This is a genomic window from Micropepsis pineolensis (assembly GCF_055392125.1).
Genome location: NZ_AP042408.1, coordinates 820,900 through 839,829 on the forward strand (window position 1 = coordinate 820,900; position 18,930 = coordinate 839,829).

The 18,930-nt window shown below is 56.4% G+C and carries 17 protein-coding genes; 9 read left to right on the plus strand and 8 right to left on the minus strand.

Going from position 1 to position 18,930, the window contains the following annotated elements; genetic code table 11:
• The first annotated feature begins 15 nt into the window (after window positions 1-15).
• The 8 genes from ACZ5RI_RS03740 to ACZ5RI_RS03775 all read left to right on the plus strand — a co-directional run bounded on the left by ACZ5RI_RS03740 (window position 16) and on the right by ACZ5RI_RS03775 (window position 13,106).
• Entirely contained in the window at window positions 16-1,290 is a 1,275-nt protein-coding gene (locus tag ACZ5RI_RS03740; RefSeq protein WP_464514769.1) for an AAA family ATPase, read from the plus strand.
• On the plus strand, window positions 1,290-2,807 hold the full coding sequence (locus ACZ5RI_RS03745) for a CpaF family protein (protein WP_464514770.1): 1,518 nt from the start codon (window positions 1,290-1,292) through the stop codon (window positions 2,805-2,807). Before ACZ5RI_RS03740 ends, ACZ5RI_RS03745 begins: the two co-directional genes overlap by 1 nt.
• A complete protein-coding gene (locus ACZ5RI_RS03750) occupies window positions 2,804-3,775 on the plus strand; it encodes a type II secretion system F family protein (RefSeq protein ID WP_464514771.1) in 972 nt (323 codons plus the stop codon). Before ACZ5RI_RS03745 ends, ACZ5RI_RS03750 begins: the two co-directional genes overlap by 4 nt.
• A gap of 14 nt (window positions 3,776-3,789) precedes the next feature.
• A complete protein-coding gene (locus ACZ5RI_RS03755) occupies window positions 3,790-4,764 on the plus strand; it encodes a type II secretion system F family protein (RefSeq protein WP_464514772.1) in 975 nt (324 codons plus the stop codon).
• Window positions 4,765-4,877: 113 nt separating this feature from the next.
• Entirely contained in the window at window positions 4,878-5,813 is a 936-nt protein-coding gene (locus ACZ5RI_RS03760) for a hypothetical protein (protein ID WP_464514773.1), read from the plus strand.
• Window positions 5,814-6,009: 196 nt separating this feature from the next.
• The gene (locus tag ACZ5RI_RS03765) at window positions 6,010-9,873 is read left to right on the plus strand and encodes a LamG-like jellyroll fold domain-containing protein (protein ID WP_464514774.1); all 3,864 of its coding nucleotides are present in this window, start codon (window positions 6,010-6,012) and stop codon (window positions 9,871-9,873) included.
• A gap of 169 nt (window positions 9,874-10,042) precedes the next feature.
• The gene (locus ACZ5RI_RS03770) at window positions 10,043-12,076 is read left to right on the plus strand and encodes a methyl-accepting chemotaxis protein (protein WP_464514775.1); all 2,034 of its coding nucleotides are present in this window, start codon (window positions 10,043-10,045) and stop codon (window positions 12,074-12,076) included.
• Between the two features lie 130 nt (window positions 12,077-12,206).
• Entirely contained in the window at window positions 12,207-13,106 is a 900-nt protein-coding gene (locus ACZ5RI_RS03775) for a LysR family transcriptional regulator (protein ID WP_464514776.1), read from the plus strand.
• Between the two features lie 47 nt (window positions 13,107-13,153).
• On the opposite strand, the gene ACZ5RI_RS03780 is transcribed toward ACZ5RI_RS03775, so the two are convergent.
• From ACZ5RI_RS03780 to ACZ5RI_RS03805, 6 genes are all read right to left on the minus strand, one after another.
• The gene (locus ACZ5RI_RS03780) at window positions 13,154-13,672 is read right to left on the minus strand and encodes a phenolic acid decarboxylase (RefSeq protein ID WP_464514777.1); all 519 of its coding nucleotides are present in this window, start codon (window positions 13,670-13,672) and stop codon (window positions 13,154-13,156) included.
• 120 nt (window positions 13,673-13,792) lie between these two features.
• Window positions 13,793-14,479 carry an SOS response-associated peptidase family protein gene (locus ACZ5RI_RS03785; RefSeq protein WP_464514778.1) on the minus strand — a complete coding sequence of 229 codons (687 nt, stop codon included), beginning with the start codon at window positions 14,477-14,479 and terminating at the stop codon, window positions 13,793-13,795.
• 5 nt (window positions 14,480-14,484) lie between these two features.
• Window positions 14,485-15,429, minus strand: coding sequence for a hypothetical protein (locus tag ACZ5RI_RS03790; protein WP_464514779.1), 945 nt, complete (start codon window positions 15,427-15,429; stop codon window positions 14,485-14,487).
• Window positions 15,430-15,501: 72 nt separating this feature from the next.
• The gene (locus ACZ5RI_RS03795) at window positions 15,502-15,798 is read right to left on the minus strand and encodes a DUF3861 domain-containing protein (RefSeq protein WP_464514780.1); all 297 of its coding nucleotides are present in this window, start codon (window positions 15,796-15,798) and stop codon (window positions 15,502-15,504) included.
• Window positions 15,799-15,819: 21 nt separating this feature from the next.
• Window positions 15,820-15,948, minus strand: a complete 129-nt coding sequence (locus ACZ5RI_RS03800; RefSeq protein ID WP_464514781.1) for a hypothetical protein — start codon at window positions 15,946-15,948, stop codon at window positions 15,820-15,822.
• A 34-nt stretch (window positions 15,949-15,982) separates the two neighbouring features.
• Window positions 15,983-16,597: a PadR family transcriptional regulator gene (locus ACZ5RI_RS03805; protein WP_464514782.1), complete on the minus strand. Its 615-nt coding sequence runs from the start codon at window positions 16,595-16,597 to the stop codon at window positions 15,983-15,985.
• A gap of 248 nt (window positions 16,598-16,845) precedes the next feature.
• Here ACZ5RI_RS03805 and ACZ5RI_RS03810 point away from each other — a divergent pair, with 248 nt between their 5' ends.
• The gene (locus ACZ5RI_RS03810) at window positions 16,846-17,388 is read left to right on the plus strand and encodes a DUF4405 domain-containing protein (protein ID WP_464514783.1); all 543 of its coding nucleotides are present in this window, start codon (window positions 16,846-16,848) and stop codon (window positions 17,386-17,388) included.
• A 9-nt stretch (window positions 17,389-17,397) separates the two neighbouring features.
• On the opposite strand, the gene ACZ5RI_RS03815 is transcribed toward ACZ5RI_RS03810, so the two are convergent.
• Together ACZ5RI_RS03815 and ACZ5RI_RS03820 are read right to left on the minus strand one after the other, a co-directional pair.
• Entirely contained in the window at window positions 17,398-18,309 is a 912-nt protein-coding gene (locus tag ACZ5RI_RS03815) for a LysR family transcriptional regulator (RefSeq protein WP_464514784.1), read from the minus strand.
• 139 nt (window positions 18,310-18,448) lie between these two features.
• A complete protein-coding gene (locus ACZ5RI_RS03820; protein ID WP_464514785.1) occupies window positions 18,449-18,889 on the minus strand; it encodes a hypothetical protein in 441 nt (146 codons plus the stop codon).
• Between the last annotated feature and the right edge of the window lie 41 nt (window positions 18,890-18,930).

Genomic DNA, 18,930 nt, shown 5'->3' on the forward strand with positions numbered 1-18,930 from the left:
GGCTGAGTAGTTGATATGGTGAATAAGCGCAACGTCGAGCAAACCGAGACGCAGGCGGTAATGGCGGGGCAGCGCACGGTGCCGCGCATCTCGATCCATGGCTTTTGCGAAGATTCAGCCACCGGAGCGGCGCTGCAAAAGGCCGGTAGTGATCGGCGTTTGGCCAAAGCGCATATCGGTGTACAGCTTGGTGGCATTGCGGCGGCGATCGAATATTACAGTGGTCAGGTCACGCCCAATCTGCTCATCGTCGAAACCCGACTGTCGGGTGCGGCGGCGCTGGCCGAGCTAGACCGGCTGGCCAATGTGTGTGATCCGCTGACCAAAGTCGTTGTGGTTGGCCATACCAACGATGTGCCGCTCTATCGCGCGCTGATGCAGCGCGGGGCGTCGGAATATCTGCTGGCGCCAGTCGATCCACTGCAACTGATCGATGTTATCGCCAACCTTTACGTCAAGCCGGATGCCAAACCGATCGGGCGGGTCATTGCCTTCATCGGGGCGCGCGGCGGTGCCGGGGCGTCGAGCCTGACGCACAATATCGGTTGGTGCATGGCTGAGGAATTGCGCATCAGCACGATGCTGATCGATTTCGATCTGGCATTCGGTACATTGGGGCTAGATTTTAACGATGATCCCGGGCAGGGCGTGCAGGATGCCTTGCAGGCGCCCGAGAGGTTGGATGATGTGCTGCTCGAGCGGTTGCTTACCAAGCATGGTAGTTATCTGACGCTGTTCACAGCCCCGGTGCTGCTCGATCGCGAGCTGGGCGGTGGGGTTGATGCCTATGAGGCCGTGTTGGATGCGGCGCGGCGTACCAGCCCCTATGTTCTGCTCGATTTGCCCAATGTCTGGGATGAAAAGGTCAAAGCGCTGCTGATTGGTGCTGATGATATCGTCGTGGTGGCCACGCCGGATCTGGCAGCGCTGCGTAATGCCAAGAACATCATTGAATATCTGCGGATCAACCGACCCAATGATCCATTGCCGCAATTGGTGCTCAATCAGGTTGGCACGCCGAAGCGGCCGGAAATTCAGGCCAAGGATTTCAGTAAGACCATTGGCTACGAACCGGTGAACGTTGTGCCTTTCGATGCGCAAGGTTTCGGTGTGTCGGCCAATAACGGACAGATGCTGGCCGAGATGGGCCAGAAAGGGCCTGCGGTTGATGCGCTTCGCGCCATGGCCTACCGCCTGAGCGGACGTAAAAATGCCCATGTAGCGGTAAAGGCGGCCGAGACGGCGGGCAATAAATTAAAAGCCTTCTGGAAAGGTATTGCACAGGGTTGATGTTCGGCAAGCGCACCACGTCTGCAGATACCCCGTCACCTCTGGACCAAACGTCCGTTGGGGGCCGCGCTGGGCTGACGCCTTTGGGGCCGTCCGCACTGCCGCCCTTACCACCCTTGCCGGGTGCCGCGTCTAAAGCCGCGCCGCCGCCCTTTGCTGCGACGCCGCAGCCGATGCCGCGCCTGCCACCGGTGCCCGCACCGCCGCCCGCGCCCAGCCTTACTCAGGACGGACTGTCGGACGAATATTATAAGATCAAGTCGATGATCTTTAACGCGTTGATCGAAACCATTGACCCGGGGCAATTGTCTCAGCTTGATGCCGATACCGCGCGCGAAGAAATCCGCGATATCGTCGGCGAGATTATTTCGATCAAGGCGGTGGTGATGTCCATCGCCGAGCAGGAATTCCTGCTACAGGATATCTGCAACGATGTGCTGGGCTATGGCCCGCTCGAACCACTGTTGGCGCGTGATGATATCGCCGACATTCTGGTCAACGGTGCCGGGCATGTCTTCATCGAGGTGGGCGGCAGAGTTCAGCAGACTGCGATCCGCTTTCGGGATAATGCCCAGCTAATGAATGTCTGCCAGCGTATTGTCAGTCAGGTCGGGCGACGGGTCGATGAATCCTCGCCGATCTGCGATGCCCGCCTGCTCGATGGATCGCGCGTCAACGTTATTGTGCCGCCGTTGGCGATTGACGGGCCAACCCTGACGATCCGAAAATTCAAGAAAGACAAACTTAAGCTCACCGACATGGTGCGCTATGGCACGATTAATGAGTCTGGTGCCAAGCTGCTGGGTATCATTGGTCGTTGCCGCTGTAATGTGCTGATTTCGGGCGGTACCGGTTCGGGCAAGACCACGCTGCTCAACAGCCTGACTGCCTATATCGACGAGGAAGAGCGCATCATCACTTGTGAAGATGCCGCCGAGCTGCAATTGCAACAGCCCCATGTCGTGCGGCTTGAAACCCGTCCGCCTAATCTGGAAGGCGTTGGCGAGATCACCATGCGTGATCTGGTGCGTAACTGTCTGCGTATGCGCCCGGAACGCATCATCGTCGGTGAAGTGCGCGGTGCTGAAGCGTTTGATTTGCTGCAGGCGATGAATACCGGACATGACGGCTCAATGGGCACGCTGCACGCCAATTCCCCGCGCGAGGCGATGAGCCGTCTGGAATCGATGATCACCATGGGGGGCTTTCAGCTTCCCAGCCGCACCATCCGCGATATGATTGTCGGTTCAATTGACGTCATCGTTCAGGTGGCGCGGCTTCGGGATGGTGCGCGCCGTATCACCTGCGTGACCGAGGTGATCGGCAGTGAAGGCGATGTCATCATCACCCAGGATCTGCTCAATTTTGAACTGCTCGGCGAAGATGAGACCGGGCGTATTCGTGGCCGTCATATCGGCACCGGTATCGTGCATCCGTCGTTCTGGGACCGGGCCAGCTATTTCGGTATGGAACGCGAGCTGGCAGAGTGTCTGGACGCGTTACAGGTGGAGCCATGACGCCGACGGTGCTTGTGGCGCTGATTTTGCTGCTGGCTGCGTTACTGATCGGCAGTTTGTATTTCGCTTTTGCCGGGCCGGATGAAGCCAGTCTGCGGCTGGCCGAACTCATCGGCCCCGGGGATGATGACACCTCTACGGCGGCGATCGCGGCACGGCGTAAGTCAGTGCAGGACGTGCTCAAAGGCATCGACAAGCTGGCGGCCAGTACGACGGCACCCAAATCAACCCTGCGTCGGCGCCTCGATCAGGCAGGCTTTGCCGACGCCTCCGTCAAAAAGTTTTGGCTGCTCTCTGCAGGGTTGGGTGGGGTGGTGCTGGCACTGTGTGTGATGTTTGGCGAGCCGCTATTAACATGCGTGTTGCTGACCTTCGCGGCCGGAATGGGCGTCCCGCGCTGGACGCTCGGTTTTTTGCTCAAGCGGCGCCAGCGCAAATTCACTAGTGATTTTGCCGATGCCATGGATGTTATTGTCCGTTCGGTTCAGGCCGGTCTGCCATCGCATGAAGCACTGAAACTGGTGGCTAAGGATTTTCGCGATCCTGTCGGTGGGGAGTTCCAGCGCCTGATCGACAGCATGCTGGTCGGGCTGACTATGGAGCTCGCGTTGAAGCGTATGTATGACAGTGTACCGACAGCCGAAGTTGGATTTTTCTCGGTGGTGATGTCAGTGCAGCAAAAGGCCGGCGGTAATCTGGCCGAGGCTTTGTCCAATCTGTCCACCGTGCTGCGAGATCGTAAACGGTTGCAGGGCCGCATTAAGGCGATGTCGTCGGAAGCCAAGTCCACCGCCTGGATTATCGGTTCGCTGCCAGTGGCGGTTATGGCGCTGCTCTATGCGGTTTCGCCGGATTATATCAGCATTCTGTTCAGCGAAAGGGTGGGCAATTTTCTCTTGCTCGGCTGCGCACTCTGGATGGGGCTGGGTAGCTTCATCATGCGACAGATGATCAATTTTAAGCATTAAGCGGGGCTGGCACGGTGGACGTTATCGTCATTCTGTTAAACAACGAAATGCTGGTGACGTTATTGGCCGCCATTTTGGCATTTGCCACCATTGTGACGCTGGGATTGCCGTTTCTAAAGGACGATCAGCTGGCCAAGCGTATGGCGGCGGTGACCAAGCAAAAGCAGGAGCTACGCGCCCGCCGCCATGAAGAATTGGGTGGGCGTCGTTTCTCTACCCGACCGGAAGCAGCGGCTTCCGCCCAATGGGTGTCGGATTTTGTCAGCAAATTCAAACTGGCCCATCTGGCCGAATCCGATGATGCCCGTGGTAAGCTGATGCGGGCCGGTTTGCGTGGGGCCACGCCGCAGTCACTGTTTATCTTCTTTCGCTTCGTTATGCCGATCATTCTGTTCGTGCTGACGCTGATCTATCTGTTCGGGGTGACGCATTTTGCCTGGAGCTGGCTGTTCAAGCTGGCAATGTCGATCGCGGCGGCACTGGTGGGCTATTATCTGCCCGATGTGTTTGTGGCTAATCTGACCACCAAGCGCCGCGAAGCCATCATGATTGGCTTTCCCGATGCACTTGATCTGCTGCTGATCTGCGTCGAGTCTGGCATGAGTGCCGAAATGGCGTTCGAAAAGGTGGCGAGTGAAATCGGCCGAACCTCGCCGGTGCTGGCCGAGGAATTTTCCCTGACCACGGCAGAACTGTCCTATTTGCCCGAACGGCGGCAGGCTTTCGACAATCTGGCCGCCCGCTGTGGCTATGACGGGGTACAGGCGGTGGTGACCGCCCTGACCCAGGCCGAGAAATACGGCACCACGCTGGGGCAGGCTTTGCGCGTCTGTGCCCGTGAGAACCGCGAGATGCGTATGGCCCGTGCCGAGAAAAAGGCCGCTGCACTGCCCGCCAAGCTGACCGTGCCGATGATCCTGTTCTTTCTGCCCTGTCTGTTCGTGGTCATTATGGGCCCGGCCATCATGAAGATCATGCACCTGATCTGATAGGCCTCATGTGGGGCGAACTTTATCTTCAACTCTGCATAAATCCCGCTATGGTGGTTGTGGCCGTGTTCTGAGGGCCCATCGTAGCGCGGTTCTGGCGCTCAGGAGTGATAATGGTTTCGCGCAAATGCCTCATTATCCCGGTCCACAGGCAAAAGGCCCCCTGGCTGATCGCGCTGCTGAACAGCATTATCGCCAATCAGGATGCTGCCGCGCCGCTGCCGTTCGACATCGTTTTGGCAACGACCAATTACAGTGAATATAACTATTTCGCGAATGTGATAAACTCGCTGCAGATCACGGGAAAAATCCGCGTTGAGAATGCCATCGGGATTATTTCCATTGATGAATATATCAATGAAACGCTTACCTTTAAGCATTTGCTGTATAATTTTCGCTGCAACATCGATAACGGCATCATCAATATTAAAAAGTTTGTCGCGCTCTATTGGGCGATGAAGGCGGGCTATGGCTGGGCCGCCTGTATTGATTGTGATGTTATGGCGGTCAGTCCGCTTGGTGATCTGTTTGATATTCTGCTGCGTAATTATGAATCCGGGCAGTATTTTGCAGCACACAATAATCAGCGTACGGCTATCGATAATATTTCTGCCAGTTCTCGTAAATTGTTTGCCCCCGCAGACGAAGAGAAAATAGAGCAGCTAACCTGTCACGGCATAGTGTTTTCGTGGTTTTTTGATATGCCAGTTTATAATCTCACAGATCTGGGCGAATTCTTTGACTATATGTCGGGTCAGCATGGCTCGCTCGAAAACTGGTTTGTAAGTCTCAAATGGGGAACCTTCGATCATATCGTTTATATGTATTGGCGCTGTCTGCATAAGGGCGCCGCGCTGATAGATTATTATGAGACGTTACAGATCCCCCATATTACCGAGGAACTCAGCACCGCAGAACTGGCCCGGATTTCGGATAAATATAGCTATGCCCCGGTCTGGATGAGCGCGTGGGAGTTCTCGCTCGGCAACTCCCCGCTCACCCAGCTGCCCAATCTGTGTTTCGTTTATCATTGCGACCGGTTTCACTAGCGCCGGGCCTGAACGCGCCAATCCCGGACCATGTGTGGGACATCAAATTTATGATACCGGTGTCAAAATAGCTTGCAGCGTTCCGGTGCCCGCTCTAGCCTGAAAGCTGGTCGAGGGAATGTCGCCAGCCCAGGTGGAACCGTAAATCACGGTCATAAGACAAAGCCGGGTTTGGCCATCAAAGAAGGGGATCGCCATGCGTAGCGCGTATCAGGCACGGGGGGGGGCGCGGCGGGCCGTGGCTCGTCGGCAGTTTATGGCAGCATTGCTGCTTTCAACCGCGTTGGCGGGGCCGGGCTTTGCCGCCGGATCTGAGGATGCAGCACCCGGCAAAGCCGCCCCTAACGCCGGGCTGCTGTTTTACCTGTCGGCAGATAAGGATCTGATTGCCGACAGCGCCCGGGGCGATAAGGTGCCAAACTTTTCCTTCGGGGCGAAATCCGTCCCCAATGGGATCAAAGGCGGTGCGCTTTCGACCGAGGATGACAATGTCCTCAGCTGGCAGGCGCCGGGTAATATCGCGGCGGCGCGCGGGACGGTGTCGTTCTATTGGCGGGCCCGCACCCCGGTTGGGCGGGCACCCTTCGTGCTGTTCCGCGTCGGCTATGCCGATCACACCAGTTGGGACATGGCATTCCTGCGCATCGATTATAATGGCCATGGCTATGATGCTTTTGTCACCGACAATAATCTGGCGCGTCATCGGCTGTCATTCAAACTCGATCAACTGCCTGGCCCCGATGTCTGGAGCCATATTACATTTTCCTGGGATGAAAATACCGGGGTCCGGCTTTACGTGAACGGTAAACTGGTCGCCGAGGATAAGGGCAAAGCGGTCCTTGATGCCGGGCTGGATCAGTTCGGCATGGCGGCGCGCGCGGTTTCACCCCATCAGGTACAAAGCCGTTACAGTTGGATGCGCGGCAGCGATTATGACGAGCTGCGCATCTATGACCATGCCTTGAGCGACAATGAAGTCACTGCGCTGGCCAAGGGCGATGTGCCCGATGTGGCAGCCTATCCGGCCGGGAAATTGTCTGATCCGGCGACCAAAGCGGAATGGGACTGGCGTTATGGCTGGAACCAGCCGGGCGCCGCGCCGGTCGAGCTGAAAGACCCGGTGACCGCCATCCGTAAGGTGGAGTTTTCCGACGCTAAGGACATCAAGGAATTCATGTACAAGGCGACCGATGGTATCGCCGAAACCACCTGGCCAGGGGTCTATAACCGCTCGAAGCTGCCGGGGCGGGATGATTATTTCCCGCTGCCTGACTGGAACGTCTATGTCGATGGCGGCAAGACGTTGACGCTGACGCTGCCCGATGAAGCCTGGAACCATCTGGAAATTCAGGGCGCGGCCTATGGCACGCTGACCTATGCCGCGACAGAAAAAGCCACGCCGGAAACGCTGGCCCGCCGGGCTCAAGGGCTGGAGCGGACATGGCACCAGTTTGCCGATCGCAAGGGCGGTGTGCTGCGCTTCAATAATGATGTGCAGGAAACCCCGATACAGGAAATCTCCGCCTATCACATTGGTGCCGGTGCTGTGCCAGCCGGTACAGTGCAACAGACTTATTTCGTGCGGGCAAATGTGGCGGCGGATTCTCCCGACCTTGATACACTGAAGGACTTCATCGCCGGGCGTTACAGCCCCGATTCCCGCGACACCATAGTGGCGGTACCCGATGGGGCCCCGGTGCGTGAAAATGCGCGGGCCGTCGGCGTAACAATGCCCATCGTTCATATCTTGCTGCCGCATGAATTCGGCGCATCGCCTGCCAACCAGAAACTGCATCGCTCGTGGAATTACGGTTGGGAGAATATGCATGATGGCCTTGACGGAATTGCCATTGATCTGCCAGCGATTGATCTGCCTGCCGGTCCAGAAGGTCTGATTGCGCTGAATATTCAGATCAAAGATCCGGTCTGGCCTGCCCGCAATATGCTGGATGTCACCGTGGCGGTGCACCCCGGTCAGGCCCGCACATTGTGGTTGGATACCCGTGACCGGGTGCTACCCAACCAGAGCCTGTATCTCACTATAGCGTCCAGTGCAGCCGGGTTTAATGCGGCAAGCCTAGATGGTGCGCGCATCCGGCTGGTGTACAAGGACCGCAAGGAAGCACTGAAAGAGCATATCGCTGACCGCCTGCAACAGGTGCGTGATAACTGGGGTTTTCTGGTCGAGGAACATACGGAATCCAAGCGGGAAAAGCTGTACCTGCGGCTTGATGCCGACATGACCGATCTGCTGCGCGTCGATCCTGAAAATAAGATCGCCCGCGAATATTGGCAGGACATTATGTATGGCAGTCAGGGGCATCCGGCGTTTGTGCAGCCGGTGGCACCAAAGGGCGTGCCACTGTGGGCGTTCCGCCAGCTGGAAGACCTTAAAGGCGTGCGTCGCTTCGTCAATTGGTGGGTCGATAACCGCCAGGCCGATTATGGTGATTTCGGTGGTGGCCTGTCGGATGACACAGATCTGGTCGAGCAATGGCCCGGACTTGCCCTGATGGGGGTTGATTCTGAAAAGCTGCGCATCTCGCAAATGCGGGTGGCCGATGCGGTGTACAAGAACGGCATGTTTACCAATGGCCTGTCCACCCTGATGCTGGACGAGCTGCATTCCTATGAAGATGGCATAAACTCCAATAGTGAGGCGATGTATCTCAACTATGGCAACCCCAAAGTGGTTGAAAGGTTGATGACCACGGTGGCGGCGTATGACCGCATTATAAGCGTTAATCCGGCGGGGCATCTGCACATTAATTCTAACTGGTTCAGCGGTTCGGATTCCTATCGTGAAGGGCCATGGGAATGGAGCAAATACTATTCCTATCTTGTGATGCATCCCGGTCTGTTGATGAGTGATTTCAACAACGATCCCACAGCTAAGCGATACATCATTGGCTTAATGGACAGCCTTTTGGCGCACGGAAAAAAGGATGATAAGGGCCGCGTGTCATGGCCGGATGAAATCAACTGGCGCACCGATGTGATGCGCGCCACGCTGCCGGATAATGCACCCGCTTACGTACTGCTGTGGGCGGCATGGCGCTGGAGCCATGATGCCAAATATCTGGCGCCGCTTTATGCTGCTTATAACAAGAGCGGTTCCAAAGCATTGCTGGGCCTTTCAGAAAACACACTCGACGCCTTGGGTAAGCGTGCGGACTGGGGTGCCAAAGCGGTTAAAAACGCCAAAGCCGATAATGCTTCGGCAATGGATCGCTATCTCGCCTGGGAAACCACCGGCGATGTCCACTATCTGGAAGATCTGTATGGCGATGAAATCCGCCGTCAGGCCGAAACGATGTATACGCGCACCGAAGGTCACTGGTGGAGCGACCGCGTCGAGATGGAGAGCATGTACCTGCAGCGCAGCCGTCTGGGCGGCCTCGCGTTGGCGCGCAATTATATTTATCCCGGTCATACGGCAAGCTGGCATTTTTCCGACCCCGACGGGGCGGTAAAAGTCGCTATTTTGATGCCTGGGGCAACGCGGCAGCATTTTAAAGTGATCGGTTTTAACACCGATAAAAAAATGCAAACCGCGGCTATGACAATGTGGAATGTCGACCCAGGCCTTTGGCAAATGCGTTGCGGACCTGGTGATGGTCACAATGGTTTAAGTACTTCGACCAAGGCTCAAAGCCTTACGCTGGAAAAAAGTCGTTCCGTCAGCGTAAGCTTTGCGCCGGGTAAAACATCTGTGTGCGAATTTACTTTGGTTCAGCCCGGTACACCGGTGGAAGACCGCGCCGATATCGGCATCGGGCCTGAAGATGTGGTGCGCGATGGTGCGAGCCTGTCGGTGACATTGCATAGTCTGGGGGCGGTTGATACTCCGGCCGGAACAGTGACGCTGATCGATGCCCGGGGTAAAGCGGTTGCAACGCTGGCAACCCCTGTATTGTCTGCACCACAGGATTTAAAGCCGCATACCGCTGTTGTGAAATTCACACTTCCGGCAGGCTTTAACAGCCGGGGGGCAGCGATCGAAGCCAAGCTTGCGGTGCCAGAAATCACCTTGCTAAATAATCGGGTCGATTTGCCGTAACCTATACAGGATCACCGGTCCTGCTTCGCTGGGACCGGTGATGTTCTTTACACTTTATTGACTAAGTCTTGTAACCTGAATTGCCTATTCATCATTTTTTTATCGCCTTCATGCGAGCAATAGAACTTGCTCAATGCCGTAAACCCGGCGTTTTCCTCATGAGGCGGCAATGCAGAATATATTCCGGCTGAAGACCGTATCGGCCAAGGCAATTTTGTTGATCGTAGTACTGATCATCGTCAGCATTGCGCTCAGTACAGAGCTTGTGCTCAACCATTTCAAAACGGTCCTTGGTATCCAAAGGCTGGAAGAAAACCTTGCTGCCGCCGAGCAGATGGTAAATCCTGATCAACAACCATATTCGCTTGAGAATGGTGTCCTGAAAATCGGCGATCATGTGCTTAACGGTGATAATACCCTGACGGATAATATCGCCCGTGTTTTCCATGGCGGTGCATCGATTACGGTTGGTCGGATTAGGGTTGCTACCTCGAACAAAAAGCCCGATGGCAAGCGGGCAACGGGTACAAAAGTTGGCGCCGATGTTGCCGATAAAATTTATAAAGAAGGGAAACCCTTCTCCGGGGCGACTGTGGTTGCCGGTCAGCCACGCCTGTCGGCCTATATGCCGCTCAAAGATTCTGGTGGGAAAATCGTTGGTGCACTATCCGTCGGCTATGCCACTCAGGATTTTATGAAGACTTTTTATGATGCGCAGAATATCGCCATTTCCACAGGTCTTTTGTCTATTCTGCTCTGCGGCGGTATCGGTTTCTTCGTCTTCCGCTATCTGTTCTCACCTTTCAAACCCTTAAGTGAATTGATGGGCGAGGCGCAGAAGGGCCGCTATACCGAGGACGTGCCCTATACCACGCGGTCAGATGAGTTTGGTACGTTGGCACAAGTGATCCTCGACTTTAACAAGTCTATGAAGACGCAGGAGCGACAGCGGGCAGAAGCCGAAGCAGAAAAAATCCGTGCAGCCGAGGCGCAGAAGCTTGCCGAGGTTGAAGCGCAGAAGCGCAGTGAACAATTGGTGGTAAGCACCTTTGGTGCTGGGCTTCAGGCGCTGGCAGAAGAAGATCTGGCATATCGTCTGCAAGGCGAAGTACCACCGGCCTATCAGTCACTGAAAGATAATTTTAATAACGCGATCGGGATCTTTGAGCAGAACAAAAAAGACCGTGAAGCGGCGATTGTTCAGCGTGAAAAAGATCGCCTGGCTGCGGAAGCGGCGCAGAAGCAAGCGGAACTGGAAGCTCAGGAACGTTCCATGCATATGGTGGTATCGTCTTTTGGTCAGGGGCTCAAAGCTCTGGCCGGGCGTGATTTGACTTTCCGTATGCGGTATGACCTGCCCGAAGGCTATCTGCAGCTGCAGAATGATTTTAATAAAGCGCTCGATCTGCTGCAGCAGGCTATGACCAATATTGACTCCCGCGCTTTGGATATTGCGACCGGGGCGCGCGAAGTCAGTGATGCGTCGCAGGAAATGGCGATGCGGACCGAGCGTCAGGCCGCCAGTCTGGAAGAGACTTCGGCCGCTATGGAAGAAGTCACCGCTACGGCAAAAAAGTCTGCCGGCAATATCAAAGATGCCAGCGGTTTTTCGGCCAGCGCCCATGCTAAGGCCAACAGCAGCAACAAGGTGGCCCGCTCGACCTACGACGCGATGCAGCTTATCGCTAAGTCGTCGACAGAAATTGTGCAAATCATCGGCGTTATCGACGAGATCGCGTTCCAGACTAATCTTCTGGCACTAAATGCTGGCGTTGAAGCGGCCCGTGCGGGTGAGGCCGGGCGTGGCTTTGCCGTGGTGGCATCCGAAGTGCGGGCACTGGCGCAGCGCTCGGCCGAGGCGGCCAAACAAATTAAGGCACTGATCAAAACCAGTGAAACCGAGGTTGAAAACGGTGGCAAGCTGGTCGCCGAAAGCACCAAGGCTTTGGCCGATATTGCAGAGGATATCAACCGCATCAACGGGATGATGAGCGAAGTGTCGAATGCGCAGAACGAGCAGTCTTCGGCCATGGGTGAAATTAATAGCGCCGTGAACGAACTTGATCATGCCACGCAGCAGAACGCGGCTATGGCTGAGGAGGCTACGGCCGCAGCGCAATCAATGGCTGAAAATGCACGCGAGTTAGCAAGCCTGATTGCTCAGTTTAAGACAAAAACAGGCGGTGTGGCGCAGGCGGCCTGACGGTGCCGTTAAATCCGCCCGAGCGCAGGGTGGGTAATATAAACGCCGGGCTTGAATGTCCGGCGTTTTGTTTTACCGGATGAAGGTACTGCATGTTGCGCGTCCGGGTTCCGGGGCTTAGCGTGCGGGCATGAGCCCTGTTCCTAAAACTGATCTTGGCCAATGGGCCTGTTTGCGCGCCGTCATTGATACGGGCAGCTTTGCCAAAGCGGCTGAAAAACTGAACCGTAGCCAGTCTGCCATCAGCTATGCGGTATCGCGGCTGCAGGAGGAGCTGGGCGTTGATCTGCTACAGCTTGAGGGCCGTCGTGCCAAGCTGACCGATGCCGGTCACCAGTTGCTAGCTGACGCCACACCGTTGATCGAAGATCTTATGCGGCTTGAGCAACGCGGCCAGTTGATGGCGCGGGGAGAAGAAGCGGTTATCCGCCTCCTGGTCGATGCGATTTTTCCCAAAACGGTCTTGTTTGACGTACTGTCACGCTTTCAGGCACGCTTTCCCCACACCGCCCTGATGCTGCGCGAGGTGGTACGCCGCCCGGCGGCAGATGCGCCACGGGCTTTTGATCTGGCGATTGTGCTGTGGGAAAAGTCGATGGGATTGGACCGCCGTCTAATGGAAATCGACATGGTAGCGGTAGCGGCGCCCGATCATCCGCTGCATCAGCGTTCCGGTAATCTGAGCTTCTCGGTGCTGGCGCGCTATCCTGGTTTGGTCATTGAGGGACCACTGCCCAGCTTGTCTGCGCCAGAAGCCAGCGAAGACGGCATGCAGTGGCGGGTCAATACGGTGGAGGCGGCTTTGGCCGCCGTGCGGCAGGGCTTGTGCCATGGCTGGTTGCCGCGCCATCTGATTGCCGAGGATCTGGCGGCCGGGCGGCTGAAAGCCTTGCCGCTGGCGGTCGGTGCGGTGCGGACCATTCCGCTGATCTTAAGCTTTGCTGACGAGGAAATGGCTGGGCCGCAGACCCGGGCGCTGGCCGATCTGTTGATAGAGGCCTGCGCTGGGCAGCAAAGCCCGCGTCTGTAAAAGATCCGTGCGGGGGGGGGGCGCACGGACCTTTTACGTTCGTTGCGTTAGTTTTTGCGCGCGGCGTAACCTGCGGGCAATTCCGATGGGGCGCAGTTGATCACGGTCTCATCATTGGGGCCGCAATCTTCCAGATAGGTGATGGTGGCCGCTTCATCGACCACCAGCTTAGGATAGGTCGGGCCAGCATCGCGCAGCGCGCGCATCTTGTCGAGATGGTCATTCTGGAAGCAGACGGTGGCTTTGGGGTTTTCCCCAACCCAGCGCGGGAAGAAAATCACGCCGTGCAGACGCTTTTCGGCCAGATTGACCGCAACACTGACGCAGGTGCCGGTCGGCTCGTCCCACGAGAATTTATAGACATCGTCTGATAGCCGGATGATGTGGGCTTCCTGATTGCGTACCCAGCGGCCACCCACCATGCCGGAGTGAATCCGATAGTCGATGGTACGATCATTTTTGACATAGACTTCGTACTGCCAGCCATTGTCATAGGTGTAGATGAAATGCTTGCCGACGAAGCGGGCAATTTCGGCGGGCTTGGTGGATTCAAACGGATCGGGCATGGGGAAAACTCCTGATTTGGGCATCTTTTATCGGCGGCCTTGCGGTCTTTCCTTGACGGATATGATGCATCAGGAAATAAAATTAAAAAGCGCGTTTTTTGGTGATTTATAATCGAATAATTAGAACAATTTGCCTTGATCTGGCACGGTTTCGGGCTTTTGGGGTGTTTCGACGGTCACGACCTTTAGTAATGTTTCCGCCAGCGGCTGCTGTAGGGCCAAACTTTCCGCACCGCCTGTCAGCCATGCCTGCATCTGATCAGGCTTAGTCAGAATAACCGGCATGGCATCATGCACCGCCCGCACGGTGGCATTGGCCGTGGTGGTCAGAAAGCCGAACAGGGTCCAATCGTCGGTTTGGCGTATCCGGCGCTTTGCCCCCGGCACGGCTTTAAGCCGTTCGCCACGCCAGGGCTGCCAGAAACCGGCAAAACACGCCAACTGAGGGGCTATGATTTGCGGTTCAAACCAGCTTGAATCCCGCGCCGGTTCGGCAAAGGCCGAAAATGGCACCAGACAGCGCCGGGCCGCATTCAAAGTGAGGTCGCGGTTTTCCACCGTCCACCAGCGGCTGTTCAGATTGCGGATGTTGGTGATGGGATCTTTGCTCCCCGGAATGGGTGGTAGGCCCCAGCGCACTGCGCTGTAGCGCAGCGAACGCCCATGGCGGCTTAGGATTGGCACGTCCTGATCAGGGAAATATTCGCCGCCTTTCAGCGTTGCGTCACCGGCAAAATCATAGCCGAGCGCCCCTGCAAAGGTGACGATCTCGGTTAGGCTCAGGCGGTTGATAAAGCGGTTGCACATGCGGCTTATTGCGTCCGTAGAAAAGTTTTGCTGCGCCACCCCGCCCAGAGGGTTAAGGCGATCACCCCCGCCACCAAGATGCTATGGTTAATCAGGTCGGCACGCCCCTGCAGCTGCAGATCAATCCTGTAGCCGTACCAGACATAGCAGAGCAAGCCGGCCCCCGTGGTGGCGTAGTCCATCGCGGCGTTGTGACGGGGCCGGACCAGCCACCATCCCGCTGCGGCGATGATGGCCAGTTGTGCACCAACCACCACAGGCCATTGGGTTATGGCAGGCAAAAAGCCGTATGTCACAAGATATGCCGAGCCAAGCACAAACGCGATGATCCCGCATTGCCAGGCTCTGGGGGCTTGTGCCGAGGATGTCGGTGGGCGGCTGAGCCTGCAGCTGGCGCACAGCAGGATAATCAGGGCCACAATGGCCGTCATCTGCTGTGCCGTGGCATGAATCGTGGCGTGTTGCCAGGCATAAGCCGCCGTAGCGGCCGAGCCGATCAGAAACAGCGCCCCACAGAACAGCAAACCGATTCGGCCCAGCCAGAGCGTGCCACGGCGGGTAGGAAACATGGCTTCGGTCAGGCCGATTGGGACTGCCAGACTCCAGATCACATGTAGCCCTGTGACATACAAGGCCCACGGCAGCGCTGTGCCCAGCGCGGGCAGATAGCCATACTCCAGCAGCCGTAAATGCAGATAATCCGGGTTGAACAGCGACTGGGTCAGCAGCCCTTCTGTCCATAGGCCAAAGGTCAACCCTAACGCAACGAAGTGGTAGGGATGTCGTCCGGCTCGGACCCAGCTTTCACGGATCAGAACCGCGCCAGCACCATATTGCAGGATCATCGCAGGCAGTACGGTCAGCTGTCGTATAGAAAAATCACCCAGCAGATATTCGGCGACCATTGGTGCCAGCAGCATTACACATAAAACCGGCAGGATACGCTTCATGGCGGGTCCCCGTGCTTTGGTTTTATGACTATACGGTTTTTCCAGCCGCCTGTCTGTTATGATGGTGGTGGTTTACGGCTGAGATCGTTCGGCTTGTTTGGCGCTTTTAAATTTTTTCATGAAGCTGCCGAAGGCGGGCAGAAATTCGGCATAGAGCGGATTATCACGGTCTTGCAGCATGGCATCGCCAAGCAGTTTCAGGCCAACGAAAAATGCCAGCTTGTCATCATCATGAATGCCGACCCGTTCAGCCAGCGCCAGAATATTGTCGTGGTTTTCCGCCTTGAACTGCAACGGGGGCAGACCAAGGGTATTGCCTTTGGGGTCAGTCAGATGCTCGACGGTAATTTTAAAGAGATGTCCTGCCATGATGGGTCCTTTCCTTGTGGTCTAATCGTGCGACGGGGGAATCTGGCGGTCCTGCGCTGTGCCGGTAGTGTTGGTGGCTGCACTGCCATGCTTGAGGGTAAGCGGCGCTGGGGTGGCGCGCTGACCCAACGCCCCGGCGAGTGCGAGCATCTTTAATCTGTTGCGTAATCAGCTTTGCATCAGTTCAAACCCGTTCAATTACCGCCACGGCCTGATCCAGTGCTGCGGCAACGGCTTGAGCCTGTTCTTCACTTAAAGGGGGGGCGGATAGTTTCATCCGCAGCGCCAGTTTCAGATTTTCCATAGCGCGCACGATTTGGGGGGCCGGTTCGCCACCCTGTGCCACTGCTGCCTGTTTAATGCGGGCCAGCAACGCCTCGACTGCGGGACGATTGGCGTCAAGATAAGTCGTACCTTCATTGGTAACGGTATAGAGCTTCTTGCTGCCGTCGCTGAGCGCCACGGTGACATAACCCTGATCCTCCAGCATGCTGAGCGCCGGATAGATTGTGCCAGGGCTAGGGGCATAGCTGCCACCGGCCATTTCCTCGATCACCTTGATGATCTCGTAGCCATGGCGTGGCTTCTCGGTGATCAGATACAGGGCGGCCAGATGCAAATTGCCATGGGCAAACAGTCGGCCCAGCGTGATGCCGCGGCCGCGGCCAAAGCCATGCCCGCCGTTCGGTCCGCCGCGGACGCCGTCGCCCAGTTCTTCTCTTTTGTGTCGGCTGCCATGGTCGTCACTTCTGTTGGAAGGGTGGCCAAAGCGGTGGCCGGGGTTACAGTGATCTCTCATGAGGTGTCCTCGATAGTGTCTCGATATAACGAATTATAGATATATCGAAATACTATCTAATTGCAAGGGGGCCATCTTTTCCCCCTTAAACGGGATAATATCCTGATGAAATTGTATGATTTTGTAGGTAGATGGTATCGTATACGATTTTTGCCATAAGAATTGTGGGCGGCCCGCGACGGATATCGGGCCCGTATGACGTAGAATGGATGATTGCTTAAATACGCTTAACCTTATGGGGTATGATCATGCAGGAAATTTTGCGCCGTTACGCGACACCGATCAGTCTGGTCGCCTTTGTGGTTATCGGTCTGACGGGCACGCTGATGTTTTTTGGTGTTCGGGGCCACCAGCTTAATGAAATCCACGAATGGGTTGGCATTGGCTTCGTTGTGATCGCCATTCTGCATGTCGTGCGTAACACCAAAGCTTTCATGATCATGCTGCGCCAGAAGCGCAGTGTCGTCACCATTGCCGTGCTGGGTATTGTGGCGGCGGTGTTTGTGGGCACGGCGCTGGCCGCTATTGGTACGGAAGGGCCGAACCCGCGTCGGGTTCAGGCCATGCTGACCGCGCAACTGTCCAACGCGCCGATTGCCAAGCTGGCACCGGCGCTGAATATGACCGGGGATCAGGCGGTCGCACGGCTGCGGGCTGGCGGAATAACAGTCACTTCGGACAGCCAGACGCTGAGTGCGGTGGCTGAAGCCTCGCATCAGCAGTCGGCGCAGTTATTCCAGATTCTGTTGGATGGTCCGCATGGCCACCGTGCGGGTCAAAACCGGCACTGACGGTCTATGTCATGGAGAGGATTCGGCAGGCCTGGTGTTGAGGGGAAACCCTTCGGCAATCAGGCTGTCGACCTCTGCGACCGAGGGCAGAATCGTCAGCTTGACGATGGCGGGAAAGAACATCACCGGCGATGGTGTGATTTCTAGCATCCGGCAGTTACGCAATTGTGCCGGATCAACTTCAGAAGCTGGCAGTAGTGTGGCCGCTTCCAGCCCATATTCCAGCCAGTCAAGAATGACGCCGGGCTGTGAAATTCGTAAAATGACATTGGAGTCGATACCGCTGCGGCGGAACTGATCGAGCAGCCCTTCATAGGTGCCCGACCCGCTGGCCCGGCGCAGCAGCGCCAGAGGGTATTCTCCAATCGCGGAAAAGGGGATCGCATCTTTATAGCGGCTGCTGTCCAGCCGGTTAGAGATAACGGCAACTGCGCGTTGCGGTGTCAGGTCTACGCAGTCGAAGCTATCATCCTGGCTGGGGCGCTGCATCAGGGCTATATCAATCAGGCGGTCGGACAGCTGGGTTTCCAGCTGGCTGGAATCGCAAACCGATACACCTATTTCTATATGGGGATTGCGCCGGTGGATCTCGACCAGCAGTGGGGTAAAGTATTTTTGGAACAGGTGCGTCATACCGATACGCAACACGCGGTATTCGCGCCGTGACATCGCCACGGTTTCCTGAGTGGCCTGTTCGACATCGCGCAAAATCTCACCGGCACGGCGGTACAGGTGATAGCCCGCCGGGGTCGGTGTCATGCTATGCCCGTCACGAAGAAACAGGACGGCGCCGATTTCTTCTTCCAGTTCGCGCAGCCGGCGGCTCAGCGGTGGCTGGGCCATATTGAGGGCCCGGGCGGCTTTCGTGAGGTTGCCCTGCTCGATCACTGCACAAAAATAGCGCAAGCGCCGAAGGTCCATTGCTCCTACCCTATGATCGCTAATGTCGTAACGCACGATTATCGGGTGGTTGTACGCTATATCCTGAAGGCCCGCAACTAAGCGGTGGGGGCGCATACCCCATGCGGAATATCCGCATACGTCTATTCTAAATGCTCGCTTAAAGAGCGGCTTCGCCGCGTTGCCAATGGGTTTTTTGACCAAAAATAAGACTGTTATCGGTATATTTGAGCGTTCTTAATTCTAAGAGCCAAACGTCTGACCGGACAAATTTTGCCGCTGGGTGACGGGCGCTATAGGCCCATAAGGCCAGCTTGCGTGCTTGTCCCTCCAGTGTGCGAGCATGTGCAGTATACTGCAATCCACGAATGTCGCGTATGCGGTCTGGCTGGCTGGCAATAGTTCCGGCAATGTCCGGTGCTTCCAGCATGCGCTTACCATGACGGGTCTGGGTCGAGGTTAAGATAATGAAGCCAACCTCGGTGGGGTCGTAAACGTAAAAGCAACTGGCGGCCCACGGCCCGGTTTCATCGGCGATGCACAGACTGAGCACATGGTTGCTGGCAATGAAGGTGCTAATTTTTTCTGGAATCTGCGACATCGGTTCTACCCGCTACAACGCACGGAGCTTAGCAAGGATCC

Coding starts and splice junctions, on each gene's coding strand:
- ACZ5RI_RS03745 (WP_464514770.1), top strand. CDS start 1,290: ATGTTCGGCAAGCGCACCACGTCTGCAGATACCCCGTCACCTCTGGAC.
- ACZ5RI_RS03810 (WP_464514783.1), top strand. CDS start 16,846: ATGCAGGAAATTTTGCGCCGTTACGCGACACCGATCAGTCTGGTCGCC.
- ACZ5RI_RS03785 (WP_464514778.1), bottom strand. CDS start 14,479: ATGTGCAACCGCTTTATCAACCGCCTGAGCCTAACCGAGATCGTCACC.
- ACZ5RI_RS03765 (WP_464514774.1), top strand. CDS start 6,010: ATGCGTAGCGCGTATCAGGCACGGGGGGGGGCGCGGCGGGCCGTGGCT.
- ACZ5RI_RS03740 (WP_464514769.1), top strand. CDS start 16: ATGGTGAATAAGCGCAACGTCGAGCAAACCGAGACGCAGGCGGTAATG.
- ACZ5RI_RS03805 (WP_464514782.1), bottom strand. CDS start 16,597: ATGAGAGATCACTGTAACCCCGGCCACCGCTTTGGCCACCCTTCCAAC.
- ACZ5RI_RS03770 (WP_464514775.1), top strand. CDS start 10,043: ATGCAGAATATATTCCGGCTGAAGACCGTATCGGCCAAGGCAATTTTG.
- ACZ5RI_RS03795 (WP_464514780.1), bottom strand. CDS start 15,798: ATGGCAGGACATCTCTTTAAAATTACCGTCGAGCATCTGACTGACCCC.
- ACZ5RI_RS03790 (WP_464514779.1), bottom strand. CDS start 15,429: ATGAAGCGTATCCTGCCGGTTTTATGTGTAATGCTGCTGGCACCAATG.
- ACZ5RI_RS03820 (WP_464514785.1), bottom strand. CDS start 18,889: ATGTCGCAGATTCCAGAAAAAATTAGCACCTTCATTGCCAGCAACCAT.
- ACZ5RI_RS03760 (WP_464514773.1), top strand. CDS start 4,878: ATGGTTTCGCGCAAATGCCTCATTATCCCGGTCCACAGGCAAAAGGCC.
- ACZ5RI_RS03775 (WP_464514776.1), top strand. CDS start 12,207: ATGAGCCCTGTTCCTAAAACTGATCTTGGCCAATGGGCCTGTTTGCGC.
- ACZ5RI_RS03815 (WP_464514784.1), bottom strand. CDS start 18,309: ATGGACCTTCGGCGCTTGCGCTATTTTTGTGCAGTGATCGAGCAGGGC.
- ACZ5RI_RS03750 (WP_464514771.1), top strand. CDS start 2,804: ATGACGCCGACGGTGCTTGTGGCGCTGATTTTGCTGCTGGCTGCGTTA.
- ACZ5RI_RS03780 (WP_464514777.1), bottom strand. CDS start 13,672: ATGCCCGATCCGTTTGAATCCACCAAGCCCGCCGAAATTGCCCGCTTC.
- ACZ5RI_RS03800 (WP_464514781.1), bottom strand. CDS start 15,948: ATGCTCGCACTCGCCGGGGCGTTGGGTCAGCGCGCCACCCCAGCGCCG.